Origin of the sequence: Pseudomonas wadenswilerensis (genome assembly GCF_900497695.1) — a bacterium.
In the GTDB taxonomy this organism is placed as follows: domain Bacteria; phylum Pseudomonadota; class Gammaproteobacteria; order Pseudomonadales; family Pseudomonadaceae; genus Aquipseudomonas; species Aquipseudomonas wadenswilerensis.
Map to the genome: position 1 here is coordinate 199,030 of NZ_UIDD01000003.1, position 19,421 is coordinate 218,450.

Annotated in this window: 12 protein-coding genes, 1 other RNA gene and 1 pseudogene; 3 read left to right on the top strand and 11 right to left on the bottom strand. The window is 56.0% G+C overall.

Translation table 11 applies throughout. The features are described 5' to 3' along the window. Window positions 1–2: 2 nt before the first annotated feature. Window positions 3–917 carry a plasmid partitioning protein RepB C-terminal domain-containing protein gene (locus CCOS864_RS04310; protein ID WP_115085206.1) on the bottom strand — a complete coding sequence of 305 codons (915 nt, stop codon included), beginning with the start codon at window positions 915–917 and terminating at the stop codon, window positions 3–5. Further along, window positions 914–2,480, bottom strand: a pseudogene (locus CCOS864_RS04315) (recombinase family protein). The gene CCOS864_RS04310 and the pseudogene CCOS864_RS04315 overlap by 4 nt, the downstream one beginning before the upstream one ends. Window positions 2,481–3,109: 629 nt before the next feature. Between CCOS864_RS04315 and mobI the strand changes: the two are divergent. After that, window positions 3,110–3,571: a conjugative transfer protein MobI(A/C) gene (mobI, locus tag CCOS864_RS04325; protein ID WP_115085208.1), complete on the top strand. Its 462-nt coding sequence runs from the start codon at window positions 3,110–3,112 to the stop codon at window positions 3,569–3,571. A 367-nt stretch (window positions 3,572–3,938) separates the two neighbouring features. Here mobI and CCOS864_RS04330 read toward each other — a convergent pair whose 3' ends face one another. Then, window positions 3,939–4,304 (bottom strand): hypothetical protein, encoded by a 366-nt coding sequence (locus tag CCOS864_RS04330; RefSeq protein ID WP_115085209.1) that lies wholly within the window; start codon window positions 4,302–4,304, stop codon window positions 3,939–3,941. Between the two features lie 427 nt (window positions 4,305–4,731). Then, window positions 4,732–5,673 (bottom strand): integrase, encoded by a 942-nt coding sequence (locus tag CCOS864_RS04335; protein ID WP_115085210.1) that lies wholly within the window; start codon window positions 5,671–5,673, stop codon window positions 4,732–4,734. 226 nt (window positions 5,674–5,899) lie between these two features. On the opposite strand from CCOS864_RS04335, the gene CCOS864_RS04340 reads away from it, so the two are divergent. Then, the gene (locus CCOS864_RS04340) at window positions 5,900–6,475 is read left to right on the top strand and encodes a recombinase family protein (protein WP_115085211.1); all 576 of its coding nucleotides are present in this window, start codon (window positions 5,900–5,902) and stop codon (window positions 6,473–6,475) included. 126 nt (window positions 6,476–6,601) lie between these two features. Then, window positions 6,602–7,435: a hypothetical protein gene (locus tag CCOS864_RS04345; protein WP_115085212.1), complete on the top strand. Its 834-nt coding sequence runs from the start codon at window positions 6,602–6,604 to the stop codon at window positions 7,433–7,435. Window positions 7,436–7,578: 143 nt separating this feature from the next. Here the strand turns inward: CCOS864_RS04345 and CCOS864_RS04350 are convergent, their stop codons facing one another. The 7 genes from CCOS864_RS04350 to CCOS864_RS04380 all read right to left on the bottom strand — a co-directional run bounded on the left by CCOS864_RS04350 (window position 7,579) and on the right by CCOS864_RS04380 (window position 19,411). After that, window positions 7,579–8,634 carry an AAA family ATPase gene (locus tag CCOS864_RS04350; RefSeq protein ID WP_115085213.1) on the bottom strand — a complete coding sequence of 352 codons (1,056 nt, stop codon included), beginning with the start codon at window positions 8,632–8,634 and terminating at the stop codon, window positions 7,579–7,581. Next, complete coding sequence (locus CCOS864_RS04355; RefSeq protein ID WP_034133699.1) at window positions 8,634–8,849, bottom strand: helix-turn-helix transcriptional regulator; 216 nt, start codon at window positions 8,847–8,849, stop codon at window positions 8,634–8,636. The genes CCOS864_RS04350 and CCOS864_RS04355 overlap by 1 nt, the downstream gene beginning before the upstream one ends. Before the next feature lie 482 nt (window positions 8,850–9,331). Then, complete coding sequence (locus CCOS864_RS04360; protein WP_115085214.1) at window positions 9,332–14,233, bottom strand: DEAD/DEAH box helicase; 4,902 nt, start codon at window positions 14,231–14,233, stop codon at window positions 9,332–9,334. 140 nt (window positions 14,234–14,373) lie between these two features. Beyond that, window positions 14,374–15,579, bottom strand: a complete 1,206-nt coding sequence (locus tag CCOS864_RS04365; protein ID WP_115085215.1) for a tyrosine-type recombinase/integrase — start codon at window positions 15,577–15,579, stop codon at window positions 14,374–14,376. Between the two features lie 173 nt (window positions 15,580–15,752). After that, window positions 15,753–16,144, bottom strand: a transfer-messenger RNA (tmRNA) gene (gene ssrA / locus CCOS864_RS04370). A gap of 104 nt (window positions 16,145–16,248) precedes the next feature. Then, window positions 16,249–16,527 carry a hypothetical protein gene (locus tag CCOS864_RS04375; protein ID WP_045199770.1) on the bottom strand — a complete coding sequence of 93 codons (279 nt, stop codon included), beginning with the start codon at window positions 16,525–16,527 and terminating at the stop codon, window positions 16,249–16,251. 73 nt (window positions 16,528–16,600) lie between these two features. Next, window positions 16,601–19,411 carry an FAD-binding and (Fe-S)-binding domain-containing protein gene (locus CCOS864_RS04380; RefSeq protein ID WP_115085216.1) on the bottom strand — a complete coding sequence of 937 codons (2,811 nt, stop codon included), beginning with the start codon at window positions 19,409–19,411 and terminating at the stop codon, window positions 16,601–16,603. Between the last annotated feature and the right edge of the window lie 10 nt (window positions 19,412–19,421).

Sequence of the window (19,421 nt, forward strand, 5' to 3'; positions counted from 1 at the left end):
AATCACCCCTCTCCATTGATACGGTCTGCCAGCGACTTAGGCATGTCCGCGATGTTTTCGCTACGCAGGAGCGTACAGAAATAGTCGTCAGCCAGCAGTCGGCGCATAGCCGTGACGATGATCAATACGCGTTGCTCGTTAATATCGGCTTTTTTGAGCATGACTTGTTGGCGCCTGACTTCGGTTTGGTAAGTACTCAGCAGTTTTTGAGGCGTCGTCGGTTGTTCGGTGGTTGATCGCTTTTGACCGTAATGTTTTCCTAAAAAACGACGCCTATCGATCAGACGTCTGACCTTAATCAATTGCTCTCCTTTCAAGACGCCCGTTTCATAGGCTTCCACCATCGCGATCTGTACTTCGGTGTCACTCGACCTAGCCACCATTGTCGCGAGTGAGATGGGTAACCAGCCTTTTTCGACAGCTGCGATGAGTCGCTCTTCCCCTTGACGTAAAAGCAGGAGAATGGCGTTGATATAGGTGGGATCCAGGCTAGTTTTCATGCTGATCTGTTTAGTGGTGTAACCGCGGTCAGACAGGATTTGAATAGAGTAGAGCAGGTCCTTGTTCGTGTGCTTACGACGGGCCAGGTTTTCGACTAGGCTGATGAGAAATCGGTCGGTTTCACCGGCACTGACGACAACACAGGGAATTTCTCGCTCGCCCAACGCACAAAAGGCTTCGTATCGACCTTGCCCACAGACCAGTTCGAAGAAGCCAGTATTGTCTTGGTCGCTGCTGGGGGTGACGGTGATCGGTCGCTTCAGACCCAAGCTCGAAATGTTTTCGACCAGTTTGGCGAACACTTGTTTGTTACGCGCGCGGGGATTGAGGACGCGTATACGATCCAGGCTGACCATTACAACGGTCGTCGCTTCCCCGACATGGTGCGGGCTTCGAGGGTGTTGCGGCATATTCATGCGGCTCTCCCCACAACAGTTCGACGAGAAAGTTGCGCGAGGGCTTCGAGGCTGTCGTAACGATAGATTTCCAGGCTGGAGGCGTTGGACTCACTCAGACGAATTTTGGGCTGTTGAATATCGATGGTTGGCAGGATGTAGTAATCGCGGGCGATCTCTTCCCCAGGCTCCATTCGGACGGCAACGGTGATATCAGGTGAGAGGCCGAGGTCGAAGCGTATTTTCCAACGATTTGCTCCCGAATCACTGCGCTTGCACCGGCACAGGACGAGGGAAATCAGTAGCTCTTCGTTGACTAGGAGCAGGTCGCTGGTTGGGTCTATTGCAACTCTTCCCCCGATTTGCTGAATTTGCTCCACGGTTCGAGCCAGCAACAGCGGATACATCATTCGAAGCTGATGGTTAGCGGTGACGTAGTCGTAGTCCCGTGAGGGAGTGTAGCCAATGAGCGAGTACGTACGCAGAAGACTCGCCAAACCGATATTGATACGCCGTGCTGGAGGGGCAGTCGTCAGACTCGTTGATGATCATGCCGGATAAATACCCGGCTTTCTCGTAGAGTTTTTTTAGCCTCTCCAGCATTTCGGAGTCGGGCATGCGGTAGCTGCGAGATTGGATGATTTCTTGGGCTGCGGCGAATATTACGTGGTCGACTAAAGAAGGAAAGACACCATCCGCGCGTATCCATTGCTCTGGATCATTCCGTACATGTTCTTTTTTAAGTTTGAAAGAGGACCGGTTCCATACGTTGTTGCCGATGTACTTCTCGTTGGTCAGAACCTGATGAACTCCCCCTTTGGTCCACTGCCTGGCTAGGTCATTCTGAAGCCCTCGACTATTCAGTTGTTGAGCGATCTCTATCTCTGAGTAGCCGGCTTCAACAAACTGTTGATAGATCCAATTGACGGTTGAAACCTCTACCGGTGGTCCGGGAACAAGTTTTACGCGGTCGGTTTGGATGCTTTTGTGTTCGCCAATCGCTAGTTCCGCCTTGGGGTTACCAGCCGCGTCAACCAGCTGACGCCTGAGCCCGTACCCCGCCATTCCCCCTTGCCGATAGCCCAGCTGAATGAGGCGGGATTGCCCCGCAAAGACTTTGACAGACAGCTCCCGACTGTACTCGCCAGCCATCATGCGCTTTAGGCTTTTGACGATGTTAGAAACGGGAGAGCCATCATTGGAAAATTGCTCCGCGCAGTAGTGAATCGAGACGCCGGCCTGTCTGCAACGGACCTCGAAGCTGGCCGCCAAGTCCGGATCTTGAAAGCGGCCCCAGCGGCTTACGTCGTAGACGAGAACAGTCGAAAAACCAAGGGCACCGCTTTCGACATCGCTGAACAGCTGAATTAACGCATCACGTCCTTCCAGGCGAAGGCCACTTTTTCCGGCGTCGGTATAAACTCTGACGATTTCGAGAGACTGCGCCGTTGCGTAAAGCTTGATAGTGTCGAGCTGATTTTCAGTTGAGTACTGCTGATGTTCTGTGGACATCCGGACATAAGCCGCTGCCAATCCTGGGTCTCGGTGTGGGTTTCCTGAGTGAGCACTTTTTCGACTGCGCATACGCAATAACCCCTGCGTGCATCCACACTGGACGTGCGCCAGCGGGAGCACCCGTTCTGCTTGCTTCTTAAGCAAGCGGTGTGTCTTTTCACCATAGAGGACTTAAGGGGGAAAAATGTTTCCTAAAAAGGGCAAAACTTTTCCGGACAGACAAGATTATGCGTCGGGACTGGCGTTGGCATTACAAAGTGAGTTGGGTTCGACGCACCAGGCTGTGAAGACATTGATGAGATGGACGAATGCAAACGAACGTACCGCCAAAAATTGGTTAAAAGGGACTTGTGGCCCTCGCGGTGAACATCTGGCCCGTCTAGTACAGCACTCAGACGCCGCATTGGAATCTTTCCTCGATATGTCCAGGCGAAGCAGCTCTATAATACGTACAACGCTTCCATCATTGAGGGCTGACCTGATGCGGGCGGTGAGTGCAATTGACAGTTGTTTGTCCGTTGTGAACGAATCTGAGCCTGATTAAAGTGGTTTTGTTATGGATCACCTAGTCTTCATCAGCGTTACGGAACCAACTCAAATTTGGGTTAATTTCCGTCGATAAAATCGTTTGAAAGCGAATTTGTTTTGATCGGAGTTCAGGCACGATTCGGACTCCCACAGAATAAAGAGGCTTGGTCATGAGTAAAGAAGCACAAACGATAGTCACGCTACTGGATCAGCAATACGATCAGGTTTTGGCGCAGGCGAGAAGCCTAGTACAAACCTATGTGGGTGCGTCCATGAATCTGTACAAAAAGACCGGAGTCAGATCTGTTGTGGCTGCCGTGTCAATCAAGCAGGTGAGCCCAAATGCATTCTCTATCTACTGGTGCAAACTGGTGCCATTGCAAGGGCAAAAAAACAAATTCGCGCCTCTGACTATCCCGAAGGGCAATGGCAAACACAAATATCCGGCTTCCTCGTTCGAATTTGTTAAATACCCCTATCGCCGCCTGGTTTTGCAGGTGGAGGAGCAGCTTGCTGAGATCCGCCGCATCGCCAGTGAAAATCGCCAGCTACGGCGGACGTTGGTTGCTTATGAAAACAAACTGTCTAGATATCAAGCTCTCGATCATGGCGACCTCTATTCGGGAGAGTAGAGGCCGAGTGCTAATAAGCAGTGCCAAACGGATCTGAATCGTTTTTAACGCACGAAAGCCCCGCGCACCTTGGTCTGACGGGGCTTTCTTGTATCAGCAGTGAACTTCAGAGCGACATGCTGATGCGCTTGAGAAGGATGCGTCTATAAGTGGTGTAAGGTTCTACATCTAACCGCGGGCAGCCAGCAAAGCCATGAAGGCGGGGCTTGCAGGCAATATTTTCTATTAGCAGCGAAGCGTGAGTCTAAGCCGGCTGCCCTACTGCGATCTGTATTAGTAGTGAAAGGCTTGACTTTCATAAAATAAACATTGGCAGGTGCCGTCTAGCAGATACCCGTGTCGCGCAGCGGATAGTGGAGGTGACGTGCTACCCTTCACCTACTCGTTGTTGTTCGAATGCAATGCGGTTCATTACGCACATGGGGATGGGGTAGCCCTGGATGTGAGTCGTGAGGGTTTCGCTGCCGGCGATCACCATGATGCAGGATAGGCCTCTGCGGAAGCGCATTCCTCGTCCCGAGTAATTGTGCGGGATGATCTCCCATGATTCGTCGTCGTAGTAGAAGCCAACGATTTCTGACCAGTGTGATTGGACGCCCGCGCCCATGATGCCCACTGGTGTCAGGTAGAAAATTTCTACCTGGGTTTCCTGTCCAAGAGGTACGGCGTAAACCCGACCGTTTGGTGCAACGGGTGGGAAGTACAGTCCGTTACCGAGGTGACGAAATTCCATATTGGTGCTCCGGGTAGATTAGGTCGCGAGACACTCTCCGGTAGCTTTAGGAAAACCCAAGTCTTGCCGAGGCCATCCCTGACCTCCTGGACTTGGATGGAAAAAACTGCGTATCGCAGCAATAGGGGCTTTGATGATGCATTTGCGTAAGCGCCCGCTGCCAAGAGGCAGCGGACAGTTTGTTACAAGTATCTGGTCGTCCCGCTGAAGCCTCAGTCGTCACCACGCTTCTTGTCCAGGTACGCTGCGACCATGTAGACAACAACCCCAGTGATGGTCAGCGCACTGATGACCGCAACAACCGCACATACCAACAATTCAAAACGATCCATACCCTGACTCCTTTGACTCGAGGTAAGCAAAGTTTAAGGGCGTCTGAGCTAATCCCAAATCTGCTACGTTATGCCTTAACGGCTGCTTCCTTTAGTTAGGGGGCTCGGGCACCAACGTGTGCATCAGTTTCCCAAATACGCAGATATCCGAGTTCATAAGCGAGTTGGTTCCGCGCCTCCAAATCCAGCTCGTTGGGAGCCTTCCCCCCAAGAATCGGTGCTTGATGACCAGACAATTGCTCGTAGAGTTCGCAGGCATATGCTGCGCGGCAATCATTAATGCTCAGCCCATGGGCAAGTAAAAGCTCCTTCGCTGCAGGTAGGCTCTTTTGTTTCCATCTACGCCATGCTTTTAGCGTTGCCGGGTAGCCGCGCTGTAGGTTTTGAATTTCTGAGATTGTCTCCAAGATGTCCATTTGCTTAGGGTTTGAGATATTCATAACCCGGTGCTCATATGGATCTTCACCGTTGGATACATAGAATATTTTTTCTGCTCTGGCGTCCTTCTCCGCACTTTGTGCATCGAAGAAGAAAGCCTCGCGTAACGAAATGCCCAGGTATCGAACTAGTTTGATTAGCATTGCTAGCTGTTCTGAGAACCGAACTCGAATGTCTTCCATTGCAGCCTCGAACTTTATTTGATCAAGACTGCGCGGGACGGTAATCCGTGCATGGGTAGGAAAGACAATGCGATCGACAATATCAGCCAAAACGAATCTCCAACCACCATTGGTAGCAAGGTCCATAACCAAGTGCACGGTTTGAAGCAAATTCACCGCTTGTTGTTGCGAGAGGTTCCTGTGGTACACCTGGATGCAGAGTTCTTCGCCGTATTGCCGCACCAGCTTTTTATTGACGAACTCCAGGATATCCACCTCATGAGACTCCTTGACGTAAATACTAAACTGAGTCCATTGCTGGTCGTGAATCATCGCCTCATGTTGACTGAGGAACCCGTGTCGGACTGCATCCCTCAGGATCGTCGAACCAGCCTTGCTCAAGTCCCGGTCAAAACGTAAGTGGAAGTTTTGCTTCATGATCACTCCTCCCAATTAGCTCAGGTGTTGAGCTGTGGTGGAGAGGATGAGCTAGAAAAAATTTCCTGAGGCTCGGTTTCGGTCGCTTTCGACGTCTGAAATTGATGAGTGCATTCGTCCCGTAAACGGTCGTTTACGGCACACCTATTCCAGCTGATCTTTTGGACTTGGGATTTACCGCTTTCCTGTCACTTTGCCTGTACCGAAATCAGTGTGAGAAAAACGTATGGGAAAGCGGATTGGATATGCCCGAGTGTCGACTGATGATCAGAACCTCGACCTGCAGCGAGATGCACTTGCTCTGGCTGGGTGCTCAACAGTCTACGAGGAGACCATGAGCGGCAAGTCGGCGGACAGGCCGGAGCTGGGGCATTGCCTCAAAGCTTTGCGTAGTGGTGACACTCTGGTTGTCTGGCGACTGGACCGCCTCGGTCGTTCTTTGCCTGACTTGGTTGGGATTGTCAGTAGCTTGGAGCGGGAAGGGGTGGCCTTCGAATCCATAACCGAACGAATCGAAACCACCAGCGCTGCCGGCAAGCTGATCTTTCACGTGTTCGCTGCCCTGGCGGAGTTCGAGCGCAACCTCACTCGAGAGCGAACTCGTGCAGGACTGGCTGCGGCTCGTGCCCGTGGGAGAAAAGGTGGACGCAAGCCTGCGCTGGATGATCGTCAGGTACGTGAGATACGAGCTCTTCTCAGAGATCCTGAGATACAGGTAACCGATGTTGCCCGACGGTATGGCGTTTCTCGAACAACGCTTTACCGCTACGTCGGTTCGCCGAAATCATCTGCGGTCGTTTAAGTGGTGGTGGTATTTTCCGCTGAAGTTGCCCAGATAATTTTGGGCGCTATGACCTGGCAGGCAAGTGAAGGATGTCTCCGGCGTACTACGTGTGCCGGACTACCACTGAATAAATAGGGATTTTTCATGTCGATGCTTTTTTCTGTGAAGGGATGCGTTGGTACCTTGCTGTTGGTTGCGCTGGTTGGTTGCTCCAGTACCCCGAAGGTCACGTTGCCAGAACCTAAAGATGTTCCTCGCGAGAAATGGTCCGATGCCATGCTGGTTCTGGAAGCCATGCGCATCGATGGTCAGCGCGATATTCCAAGGGAAATGGTTGGGAATGAAGTAGATAACCTGAGCGCGCCGCGGTCTTCGGGAGGCTCTGGAGGTCTAGCGACGGCAGGTTTGGGATACGTGTCACCTCCAACTGGTTTTAGCAGCGCAGGAGCAGCCTCTCTTGGCGTAGGGTTGTTCTTGCTGGGTGGTGGCAGCGCTGGCCCTGTCTATCACTACCAGGTTGCTGCGTGGGTGCCTGAGGAGCTCGCGTCTAACCCCAATCAGGCATCTGCGATGGTCTGGTCGGCCTGGCTGGATGCGAGAGAGAAATACTTCGGTGGAAAAATCTCAAAGTTGCGTCATGAGCCAGCTAAGTATGCTGACGGATCAGGCAAGAAATACGACAGGCTTGCAGATTTGGCTGCTGGGAACCCCGCGCCGTTCGACGCTCCGGCGAGCGCTGCGCCAGCGTTCATTTCGGCCGAGAAAGCCTACGGCCCGATTTTCCTGACCGATCCCTCAGGCGAACTATTTGCTGATGCTAGCAGAGCTGATAAGGACGGCATGGATGCGCTGGCGGGTATTGCTCGTCACCTGCCCGAATGGATGTATGCATACTATCCTGGACGGAATTGGCCTAAGGACTTCCGACCTGCCGCGATTTACAACAAGAACGGCAATCTCTATTTCATTGGGAAGTAGTCGTGGTTGACCTGTGCGACTGGCGTGCCGGGATTTTATCTGCGGAATCAGGCATACAGACTCTCTCGCGAGTCGAAGGCGTTCAATAAAAACGAAGGTGCTCAACACAAGTATTGAGCACCTTCGACGTGCGTTGAGCGCCTTCAGGGAGCAGTGGGAAGCTCCCATGCCCATCCGCCCTGCATACCTGTTTTGTGTGAACGTATACCTAGCTGTTTCTGGGCTCTGCGAAGTGACGCCGAAGAAATGCAACGTTCTTCAGCTAAAGCCATCAACGCATTGATTGCAACAGGCCCAGCTTGCAACGTCTCCTCAAGAAAGCTGCACGCCTCTTGAGTAGCTGATGCTGGTCTTTCGCCGTCCGCTCGCTCGATATCCGCCAAAATAGTTTCAGCACTACCTTCGACGGCCTCTCCCCACCGGATGCAGGTTGTTTCCAACTGCTCGTTTATCACTAAGGGCTCAACGAAGTACTCTATCCCCCCACTATCAATCGAGACGTTGGATTTCGGTCGGACAAGCACTCGCGCTTCGGAATTTTGAGCTTTCCCAGCCACCAGTACCGTGCGAGCAAGTGCTGAGAATGCCTGGCTGCCGATTACGCGATCAGCTACGGATGACTGGGATGTACCTTTGCTCAGGTGAGATATACCGAGGACAGCGCAACAATGCTGCTCTGCGAAATCCACTACCATTTGTAGCCCCTGCCGAACTTCGTTTGCCCGGTGCATATCCCCACGAATGAGATTTATCAGTGGGTCGAAAATCAGCAATGAAACGCCGTCAATCCTTGCGGCTGCTTCATCCAAAAGGGAAAAGTTGGCTGCAGGATCAAACTGTCGTCTGTTCCCACGTTGATCTCTGAGCCCCTCGATAATGTGCACGCGGGTTAGGTCTGCATCTGCAGCCGTAAGGCGGGGAATGATCGTGTCAGCGATACCATCCTCGCCGCTCCAGATTACGATGTTGCCTGCTGCCTCACATTTGCTGCCGTCTGGCCAGTCACCTCCTCTGCTGAGCGTGGCGGCCAGCGAGATTGCCAGCGTGGTTTTGCCGCATCCACCTGCGCCGGCAAGAATGGATAACTTTGCCTTTGGCAGCCAGCCTGGCCAAATCCACTGGATTTTTTCCGCTGGAATATCGACCGCTGCTGTGAGTTCTATCATCCAGCCCGGTTGTTGAGGTGTTCGGCGCTGCATTACAGCGCCTCCCTTTGCCGAATCCAGGCCTGGACTTCGCTGTTACGCCAACCGACGCTGGAGCCGCACAAAAGGCGCTGTCGCGGGAAAAGGCCTTCCGATATTTTCCGATAGATCGTTGAACGTTTTAGGCCGACGATTGCTTCGACATCGCGTAAACGAAGAATCTTGTCATCGTCGCCGACGTCGTCAAAGTTGCTAACGTGCATTGCCATAGGTTTGAGTCCTAGGTCCTGAAGCGTGGGGCAGCGTCCTCCGGCACTACTGCTAAAAAGGGTAAAAAGACGGATATCGGCTGGCTATATAGCGAGCAGGGGCATTTGCCACACGCATAGGTATATGCGCGTTTCCGAGATTTGTGGTCGGTAGCGTCGGAGGTCGTTGTGAGCTACAGAAGTTCTAGGGCACTAAGGCTTCTAGGGGCAGAACGGACTGCGAGTGTTCTGACCAGATACGCAAATCAGCCAATGGCAGCTGATGCGGCCCGTTCAGCTGATGCGAACGAGGCGAAAGTTTTTAACGTCGTTACCGGGGCGACGTGGCGGCCCGTTGCGGATCGATAGGGATCGCTTGGGACAGACACTATTTAACATGAGAGTGCCGGGCTGGCAATCAGCAGGTGCTCTGCCTTGGTTGGGAAAGGGTGGCCCAACCAAGGCAGTAGTTGACTGAATGCTCAGCGTTCTGTCGGACTCAACTAGTTATCTGTCCCAATATCGAGTTTGGGCAGCGCCTTGACGATTTTCTGGGTCTCCAGGCTGACGGTGACCACGCGCTGGAACAGCTCGAGTGGGTACTTGGGGTTGCCCATGGTTTCCACGGCCCAGTCGTTGGCGTCGTTGACGATGCCGCTGGCCTTGTCGGTACGCACCGCTTGGCGCTCCATCACCCAATCGAGTGCGGCTTTGCCGTTGACGACGTAATCCCACGCCGCTTCAGGAATGCCCTTTAGGGTGATGCAGTGGTTGTAGATGACGGTGGTCTTGTCGCCCTTCTTGGCGAACTTCATCTTCTCCACGCGGTAATCGGCATTGGCCAGCGTGCCCTTGGCCTCGATGGTCAGCGGGTAGGGCGCGACGGTTTCGTAGTTCAGGTGAAGTTCGGCCAATGCGCGGCCCGCCTTGCTGAAAGCCCACAAGTCGGCGACTTTCTTTACGGCCGGAATGCGTGGCAGTTCCTTGCTCAGATTGTCGGCATAGCGCTCTCGGTAATCGGGCGAATGGAGGATGCCGTAGACGTAGTAGAACAGATCTTCTTTGCCGATCTGCTCGCCGGGGTAGGCATTATGGAAGTGTGCAAGGCCGGCATCGGTGATGGCATCTCGGCGGCGCAGCCCGGCTTCAGTGGGCTCGGAAAAGAGATCTTTTTTCGAGGCCTGTGCGGTTTCGTCGTAGAGGTACAGGGGGAAGCATTGCGAACCCTCAATATCCACGAAGTGAAGGCTTGGTACATGGCGAGAAATCAAGGCGCTAAATGCAACCTTTTCACCTGTGGCAGAAACGCCGATAACCAAATTCTCAGCCACTGCATCGGGAAAAATGCGCGGCATCTGGTAAACCATCTCGTTGAATCGACGATTGAAGTACAACCATTGCTTGGTGAAAGGGCGATACAGGCTAGTCACTGTACATTCAGCCTCGAAAGCATAATTGCGATCTTTACCCAGATCCTGCTTCAAGGCTCGCGTCCAACTGATACGCGCCGGGTTGGTATCTATAAACCCATCCACCTTTGTCTGGCGTGCTTTAGTATCCAGCCCTGGATATGCAGCATTGAAACGCTCTACTTCCGAGTCGTAGAAACTGATCATGCTTTTCATGTTTGCCACTAGCCTGGTTTTGCTGGAATTGCAGGCCCAAGCATCGCGTTGAGTTTTCACGCCGTTAGAGTAATTTGCGAACAGCGCTAGTGAGCTCTTATCGTCTTTGTCTCCTAGCGCGATGAACTGGTTGAAACTTCCGTCACGCTGCTTTAGCCAGTCGCCGTGCTCATCCGGAGTGATCTTTTGCCACTGCTCAATACCCGCAACGCTGGTGAAGCCCGCAATTTTCTCTAGCTTTTCCTCACGGCTGAGATAGTCACCAATGTCATGGAAATAGATCTGGCCATGGGCATGTGCGTCTGGGTTCTTAACCAACAGAGAAATGGCAATAGGTGAGCGACTGCCACCTCCGAAAATCTTGCCGCCCTCCTTGCGTGAGGTTTCACCGCTGGTACGCTGGTTGCCACGCAGATGGAACACATAGAGGCTGGAAAATTCATCGACCAGACACTTACGCAAGCCATCGGCGGTGGTGGCATCGACGAAGCCCGCATTGGTGACAAAACCGATGATGCCCGCATCGCCTATACGGTCACTGGCCCAACGGATTGAGCGAATGTAGCTGTCATACAGCGAGTTTTTGTTCGTTGCATCAGAGCGCGCTCCGTACGTATCACGGATGCGGGTATCCAAACTGGGGTAAGGGACGTTGGCGTTATTCGCGTTGGCATCACCTTGGCCGACTGAATAAGGCGGATTGCCCACAATCACCCGTATATCCAAATCCTTCTGCCGCTTACGCCGGGCACTGTTGTCCTCCAGCAGTGCGTCTACCAGGTCGTCCTTCTCATACATTTGGAAGGTATCGGTCAGACAGATACCTTCAAACGGGGTGTACTCGTCGATCACTTCGCCATGGTAGGCCGCTTCGATATTGATGGCGGCGATGTAGTAAGCCAGTAGCACCAGTTCGTTGGCATGGATCTCGTGCCTATACTTGTGCGCTAGCTCTTCCGGCTTGATCAGACCCGACTGGATTAGGCGTGTGATAAAGGTGCCGGTGCCGGTGAACGGATCGATGATGTGAACGCCCGTACTGCCCAGGGTTTGGCCGAACTCCTGTTGCAGCAGATGGTTAACGCTGTGGAGGATGAAGTCCACCACCTCGACCGGGGTGTAAACGATGCCCAAGCGCTCGGTCATCTTGGGGAAGGCGTTGCGGAAGAATTTGTCGTACAGCTCGACGATGATCTTCTGCTTGCCTTGGGCGTTGTCGATGCCGGCAGCGCGTTGACGAACGCTGGCGTAGAATTTTTCCAGTGTGTCGGCTTCCTTGGCCAGGTGATGCTCATGGAGCGCGTCCAGCACGCCTTGCATGGCCTTGGACATGGGGTTGTGGCTGGCGAAGCTGTGTTCCTCGAACAGCGCATCGAACACTGGCTTCGTTACCAGATGCTGGGCAAGCATTTCGATGATCTCACCATCGCTGATGCTGTCGTTGAGATCATCGCGCAGCTCAGCGGCGAAGGCCTCGAAAGTCGCTCTCTCCTGGGTATATTCAGGGTTCTCCAAAATGCCCTGGATACGATCAATATGGGTGCGGGCGATCTTGGCGATATCGTTGGCCCAGTCTTCCCAGTGGTGGCGGTTGCCGCACTTGGAGACGATCTTGGCGTAGATGGCCTTCTCGATTTCCCCCACCTCATAGGTCAGCTCGGCCTGCTGGGTCATCTGGCCTTCGACATCGTACTTAGCGCGTTTCTCGCCGATGCCGTATTGGCCTTTGCCTGCCTGGCCGTTGCTGGTGCCGCTAGCTTTCCTGGCCTTCTTCTCGGCCTTGTCGGTGATGGCGATGACTTCCATCTTGCGCGGGTCAGAGCCGATCAGGTCGAGCTTGTTGACCATGGCGTCGAAGCTGTCGTCGTGCGACCGCAGTGCCTGCAGCACCTGCCAAACCACTTTGTAGGTCTGGTTGTCATTGAGCGCTTCGTGGGGCTCCATGCCGGCCGGAATGACCACGGGCAGCACCACATAGCCACGCTTCTTACCCGGTGCGTTGCGCATTACCCGGCCAACGGATTGCACCACGTCCACCTGGGAATTACGCGGGGTGAGGAAGAGAACGGCGTCCAGCGCCGGTACGTCCACACCTTCAGACAGGCAGCGCACGTTGCTGAGGATGCGGCAGGTGTTGGCTGGCGGTTCTTCTTTGAGCCAGTTGAGCTTGGCTTCCTTAGCACTTGCGTTCATGCCGCCATCGACGTGTGCGGCTTCGCAGACGATGCGTGAGGACTCATCGATGTTTTCTGACTCCTGATAAGCCTCCACCACCGACTGGAACATGCTGGCGATGTTGATCGAGCTGACCTTGTGCTTGGTGCCCTTGTAGTTGGGCGAGATGACCTGGCAGAAAGCTACAGCGCGCCTCATGGGCTGATCATCACCCACCAGGTTTTCGGCCAATCCCTGCTTGGCCAGCGCCTTCCAGCAACCGACTATCTTGGCGGCGTCGTCTACCTTGAGCTGGTTGTTCTCGTCCTTCAGCATCTCTTGAAGGCGGCGACTGATGGTGCTCTCCTCGACGGTGAGTACCAGCACCTTGTAATCGGTGAGCAGGCCTCGCTGAACGGCCTCGGAGAAGTTGATGACGAACAGCTCTTTGCCGTAGAGCGCTTCGTCATCCATCGAGCACAGGGTTACGTCGCCGGACTCGGCCTTGAGCTTGGCGTTGTCACCGTAGATGCGCGGCGTGGCGGTCATGTACAGACGTTTGGTGGCGCGGATGTAGTCGGCATCATGAACGCGCACAAAGTTGCTTTCGTCATCGTCGCCAAAGGTGGCGCCCGTGGTGCGGTGCGCTTCGTCGCAGATCACCAGATCGAAAGCGGCCAGGCCATGATCAGCCTGGGCACGGCTGATCACGTCGATGGAGTGATAGGTGGAGAACACCACGCTCATGTGCTCGGCATCGTGGCGCTTGAGCATTTCCGCTGCGAGGCGATCTGCCTTAGTGGTGGCCGGGTAGCGTAGCTCGTGGGTGAACACCTGAACCGCGTCATCCTCTGCTTTGCGCTTCTTGCCTACGTCACTGTCGGAGCAGACGGCAAAGCTGTGAAGCGGGGTGGCGCTTTCCTGCGTCCATTCGGTAAGGGTCTGCGATAGTAGCGACAGGCTGGGCACCAGGAACAGTACACGCTTGCCCTTGCCGGCCTGCTGCTCGGCAATTTTCAGGCTGGTGAAGGTCTTGCCGGTGCCGCAGGCCATGATCAGCTTGCCGCGTTCGGCGTCCTTGAGGCCAGCGGCCACGGCATTCAACGCGGTTTGCTGGTGCTCGCGCAGCTGCTTCTTGGCCTTGAGCGCGACGGCTTGATGGGGCTGGTACTTGGCCCAGTCTATCTGGCTGTCTTCCAGGGCTTGCAGGTCGATTTTACTGACCGGAGGCTGCTGGCCCTGCAACGCGTCCTCGGCGTGCTCGCTCCAGTTGTTGGTGGTGGCGACGATGACGCGGTGCGAGAACGGCGCCTTGCCCGAGGCAGTGAAGAAACTGTCTATGTCCTTCTTCTGGACTTTGTAGTCCGCGGCGTACAGCTTGCACTGGATGGCGTGGTACTCGCCGGTGCCCTGGGTGCGAGCCACTAAATCAATGCCCGCATCCTTACCACTGAGGCTTTGTTCCTTCGCCCACTCTGCATACGTCCATACTTTGTCGTAAAGGTCGCGGTAGGTGGCTTCGTTGCGTAGGTAAGTGCAAACCAGCTCTTCGAAGTAAGTACCTTTTTCGCGTTCGGTGACAGAAGCGCTGCGGTAGGTATTCAGCAAAGCTGATAAGGCTGACATCGGTAGGAATTCCTTTTGGACTGCGTCTGGCGCATTACAGGCGCCAAATCGGCGCAGTTTAGCAATTCAGCCAGTACTGGAGCGATAAGATAGTGCTCGTATTAGCTTGAAGGCTCGCTGGCTGATGGGGGCGCTTGCATTCAGCGTTTTATCGAGTCCAAAAAGTCGGCCCAGATCTGCATCATTTCACGGCGCTCCGGCAAGAAGGTGGTTCGATCGTACGCACGTCCCAGCGGATTTTTTACCGTATGAGCAAGCTGATGCTCCAGAAGATCGGGGCGAAACCCCAGCACCTCAGCGCCTATGGTTCTCGCTGTCGCACGAAAGCCGTGCCCAGTCATTTCGTCGCCGGTGATGTCCATGCGGCGTAACGCACTGAGTACGGCATTGTTGGACATCGGCCGGTCGCCTCCTCGTGCCGAGGGGAAGGCGTACGGATGTCTGCCGGTGAGTGGTTTCAGCTCGCGCAGAACCGCGACTGCTTGTTGGCTGAGAGGAACCAAATGGTCCGGCCGATCCTGCTTGGTGGCAGTGAGCCCTTTCATCTTGTGGCCGGGAATCAACCACTCGCCCGCATCCAGATTGACCTCCGACCACTCCATGTGGCGCAGGTCACCGGGCCTGCAGAACAGCAACGGGGCCAGTTTGAGTGCACAACAAACAGGCATTGTTCCCGTGTAGCTATCCAGTGCTTTGAGCAGTGCGCCGAGTTTTTCAGGATCGGTCACGGCAGCAAAGTGTTTTACCCGCTTGGCTGGGAGCGTCCGTGAGAGATTCCCTATCTGGTTGGGCGGGGTGATACCGGCAGATTCGGCGAACTCGAAAATCTGTTTGTAGATTTGAGCTACACGACGTGCCGTCTCGCGAGCACCGCGCTTGATGATGCGCTGCAGGTTTTCGACCAGCATGGGCGTGCTGATGCTGCTGATCGGGAGTTTTCCCAACCAGGGGTAGGCATTGAGCTCAAGGCGCTGCCGCACCGTGCGGGTGTATTCCGGATCCCAGGTTGATTCGCGAATAGTGAGCCATTGCTCAGCGACCGATTCAAAGGTGTGTTGGTGATCGAGCTGGCTGACCACCTTGGCCATGCGTCTTTGCAGCGAAGGGTCTTGGCCGCTGGCGAGCTGGACACGAGCATCATCACGCTTGCGTCGTGCCTCCTGCAGGCCGACCTCAGGATAAACACCAAGCGCCAGGCGCTTTTCTTTTCCCAGAAAGCGGTACTTCAAGCGCCAGTAACGGCCTCCGTTGGGCTGCACTTCAAGGTACAAACCTTGTTCGTCGTACAGGCGGTATGGCTTGTCCTGGGGCTTGGCGTTGCGGCAGTTGGTGTCTTTCAGGGGCATTGGGGGCACATCCTCTCCGAGCGAGCAGATGAGAGTTTTATGCCCCCATATATGCCCCCGTCAACCGTGGGATGCCCTGGGATCAGGTGGGAAAACACGGGCAAGAAAAAAGCCGTAAAGCTTTGATTTATCTAGGCTTTACGGCTTTTCTGGGTCTTCCTGGGAAGAAAATTTGGTGGAACCGGGGGGATTTGAACCCCCGTCCGCCAGTGATCCGCTGTCGGTCCTACATGCTTAGCCGTGTCTATTGAGTTAATCCGCAGCCGCCCGACGGGCAGGGTGCTTTGGACGAGTTGTGTAAGTTTTAGCCGCTTCGTCCACAACGTACTGCACGGCGATCCTGTTCTGTATGACAATCACTTCGGGTTTACAGGCATCCCCTAGTGATTGCTGGAGCCGAAGCTACCAGGAGAGCGGGCTCAGCTGCTTACGCAGCGAGAGCGTAACCCTCGTAGTTTTCGTCATTGGCAACTATAGAAAGTTGCAACAGTGGATTTACGAGTTCTGTTACCAACTCGGCATGCACCTAGAGTTTCACTACCGGCGTCGAATCCTAATCGGCCCCATTTGCTGCGCTCTAGCTGTAAGCGTTTTTCAACGCTCAAGGCCGAGTATACGCCATCGGTCGGGCGACGTCGACTGCTGGCCTAACATCGCCCGGCAGACGGGTTATTGGCCGTTGCTGCCTTTCTCGGTTTTCTCCAGGCGCTCCAGAGTTTTGCTGGTAATAGCAATGCAGTCTTTCGTGTTGCCCGCTGCCTGGGCAGCCTTGGCGTCCTTGACATGCTCGGCCACGGCATTGTCCATACCTTCGGAGGTAGCTCCGGCGGTGGCCGTGGCATCTTCAATCTTCTGCAGGTTTAGGGCACACAGGTCTTCTTCCGCGAACACAGGGGAGGCAAGCAGTGCGGCGGCAATGAACAGTCCGGAAATCGCAGTACGCTTCATGTGAATCTCCTTGGCTGGAAAGGCCTCGGGAAACAGGGGCCTAAATGGATGGACTGCACTGCTTGCCTAGGGTTCAGATTGCTCGCGCCCGGGTCACGCGGTCCACCAGATAAACTAGACCGTGATAATCGATCCCGCCATGGTTCGACAGACCGATCTCGCAGGTGCGGCTGGTGGAGATCCCTTCGCTGCAGTACTGCACCGCATCCCTGAGGCTGCGCAGCGAGTGGGCATTGAGCTCTGGGGTGGTAAAGCCCTTGTCGCCGGCAAAGCCGCAGCAATGAATACCTTCGGGAACTACCACCTGCTTGCTGCAACGCCGCGCCAGGTCGATCAATGCCTGGCTTTCGCCCAGGTGCTGGGTGCTGCAGGTTACGTGTACGGCGATCGGCTCGTCCTGGGGCGTGAACTCCAGTTTGTCGACCAGGTGGGTGCGGATGAAGCGCACCGGGTCATACAGGTCCAGCCGCGTTTCGGCCAGGTCCTGAACCAGGCGCAAGGTGCACGGGCTGGTGTCGCAGTAGATCGGGTCAAGTCCGCCGCGGCTGGCGTGGAGCAGCGCGTTGATCAGCTCCTGGCGCTTGTGCTCGGCTTGTTCGGCGTAGCCCTTGGAAGCAAACGGCTGGCCGCAGCACAGGTTGTCCTGGTTGTCCGGGAATATCACTTGATAGCCGGCCTTTTCCAGCAGGGCGCGAGTCTTGTCCAGCAGTGAAGTCTGCTCGCGATCAGCCGCCGCCGGGCCCATCACCCGCGAGACGCACGCTGCCAGGTACACCACCCGCGGTCGCGCGTCGTTGCTGGCCGGGGTGAACTGCACGGCCTTGAGCGGTTGCGGCATGGCTGGCGTCCACTGCGGCACGCGGCCATGGCTGAGCGTGTTCAGGCTGGCGCTCAGGCGACTCAGGCGCGGCGCACCGAGCAAGCGACGGGCGCCATTGGCCGCCTGCAGGGTAAAGCGCGCACCGCTGAGGGCGGTGTGGAAGTTGTCAGCCAGCCAGTCGGCGGTCTTGACATGATCCGCCGCCTGGGCGCGCAGCTTTTTCACCAGCTCACCCGTGTTGATACCCACCGGGCAACGCTGGGCGCACAGGCCGGTGGCCGCGCAGGTGTCGATGCCCTGGTACTGGTAGTCGCGCTCCAGTTCGCGGGTATCGCTGCCAGCACGTTTTTTTGCCTGGATATCGCGCCACATGACGATGCGCTGGCGCGGGCTCAGGGTCAGCCCCTTGGAGGGACAGACCGGCTCGCAGAACCCGCATTCGATGCACTTGTCGACGATCTCGTCGGCGGCGGGCAGTGGCTTGAGGTTCTTCAGGTGGATCTGCGGGTCTTCGCTGAGCACCACATCCGGGTTGAGGATGCCATTGGGGTCGAGCAAGCGCTTGAGCTGCCACATCAACCGGTAGGCATCGCTGCCCCATTCCAGCTCGACGAAGGGCGCCATGTTGCGCCCGGTGCCGTGTTCGGCCTTGAGCGAACCACCGAATTCCACCGCCACCAGTTGCGCCACATCGTCCATGAAGGCCTGGTAACGCGCGACTTCCTCGGCGCTGTTAAAGCCCTGGGTGAAGACGAAGTGCAAGTTGCCTTCCAGGGCGTGGCCGAACAGGATGGCTTCGTCGTAGCGGTGCTTGTCGAACAGGGCGATCAGGCGATTGACGCCGATGGCCAGTTGCTCGACCGGGAAGGTCACGTCTTCGATGATCACCGTGGTGCCGGTCTTGCGTACTGCGCCGACGGCGGGGAAGGTGTCCTTGCGGATGGCCCAGAGCTTGGCGTTCTCCTTGGCGTCTTCGGTAAAGTCGACCTGCTTTTCCACCGGGAAGCCCGCCAGCGAGGCCATGATCTGCGCCAGCTGCTCGTGCAGCAACGCCTGGGTTGCCGCACGCGATTCGATCAGTAGTGCGCAGGCGCCGTCGGACAGTTGCTGGACGAAAGCCGGCATGCCGGGCTTGTCCTGTACCGAGCGCAGGCTGCGCCGGTCAAGTAGCTCCACGGCCGATACCGGCTGGCTCTTGAGCACGGTGACGGCGTTGCAGCAGGTTTCCACATCCGGAAAGACGATCAGTGCCGAGGCTTTGTTCGGGTGATCGACCACCGTGTCGTAGGTCACCGCACTGATAAAACCCAGGGTGCCCTCGGAGCCGACCAGCAGGTGGCTGAGGATATCCAGCGGCTGGTCGTAGTCGATCAGGGCATTGAGCGACAGGCCGGTGGTGTTCTTCAGGCGGTACTTGTGGCGAATCTTCGCCGCCAGTTCGGTGTTGGCGCGGGTTTCCCGAGCCAGGCGCGTGAGCTCATCGAGCAAGCTGGCGTGGCTTTGTTCGAAGGCGGCGACGCTGGCCGGATCTTCGCTGTCCAGGCGCGTGCCGTCGGCCAGCACCAGGCGCATGCCGGCCAGGGTGTGATAGGTGTTCTGCGCGGTGCCGCAGCACATGCCGCTGGCATTGTTGGCGACGATACCGCCGATCTTGCAGGCGTTGATCGAGGCCGGATCCGGGCCGATCTTGCGCCCGAAGGGGGCCAGCCAGGCGTTGGCCTGGGCGCCGATCACCCCGGGTTGCAGGCGGATCTGCTGGCCCTGGTGGCGAATCTCGCGGCCGTTCCAGTTATCGCCGAGCACGATCAGCACCGAATCGCTGATGGCCTGGCCGGACAGGCTGGTGCCGGCGGCGCGGAAGGTGACCGGCACGCGCTCGCGCTGGGCCAGCTTGAGCAGGGCGACCACTTCATCTTCGGACTCGACCCGCACCACCAGCTTGGGGATCAGCCGGTAGAAGCTGGCATCGGTACCGAAAGCCAGGGTCGAGAGCGGGTCGTCGAAACGTCGCTCGCCGGGTATCAGGCGGGCTACCGAGTCGAGGAACGCGGCGGGCAGACTCATGCAATCTCCT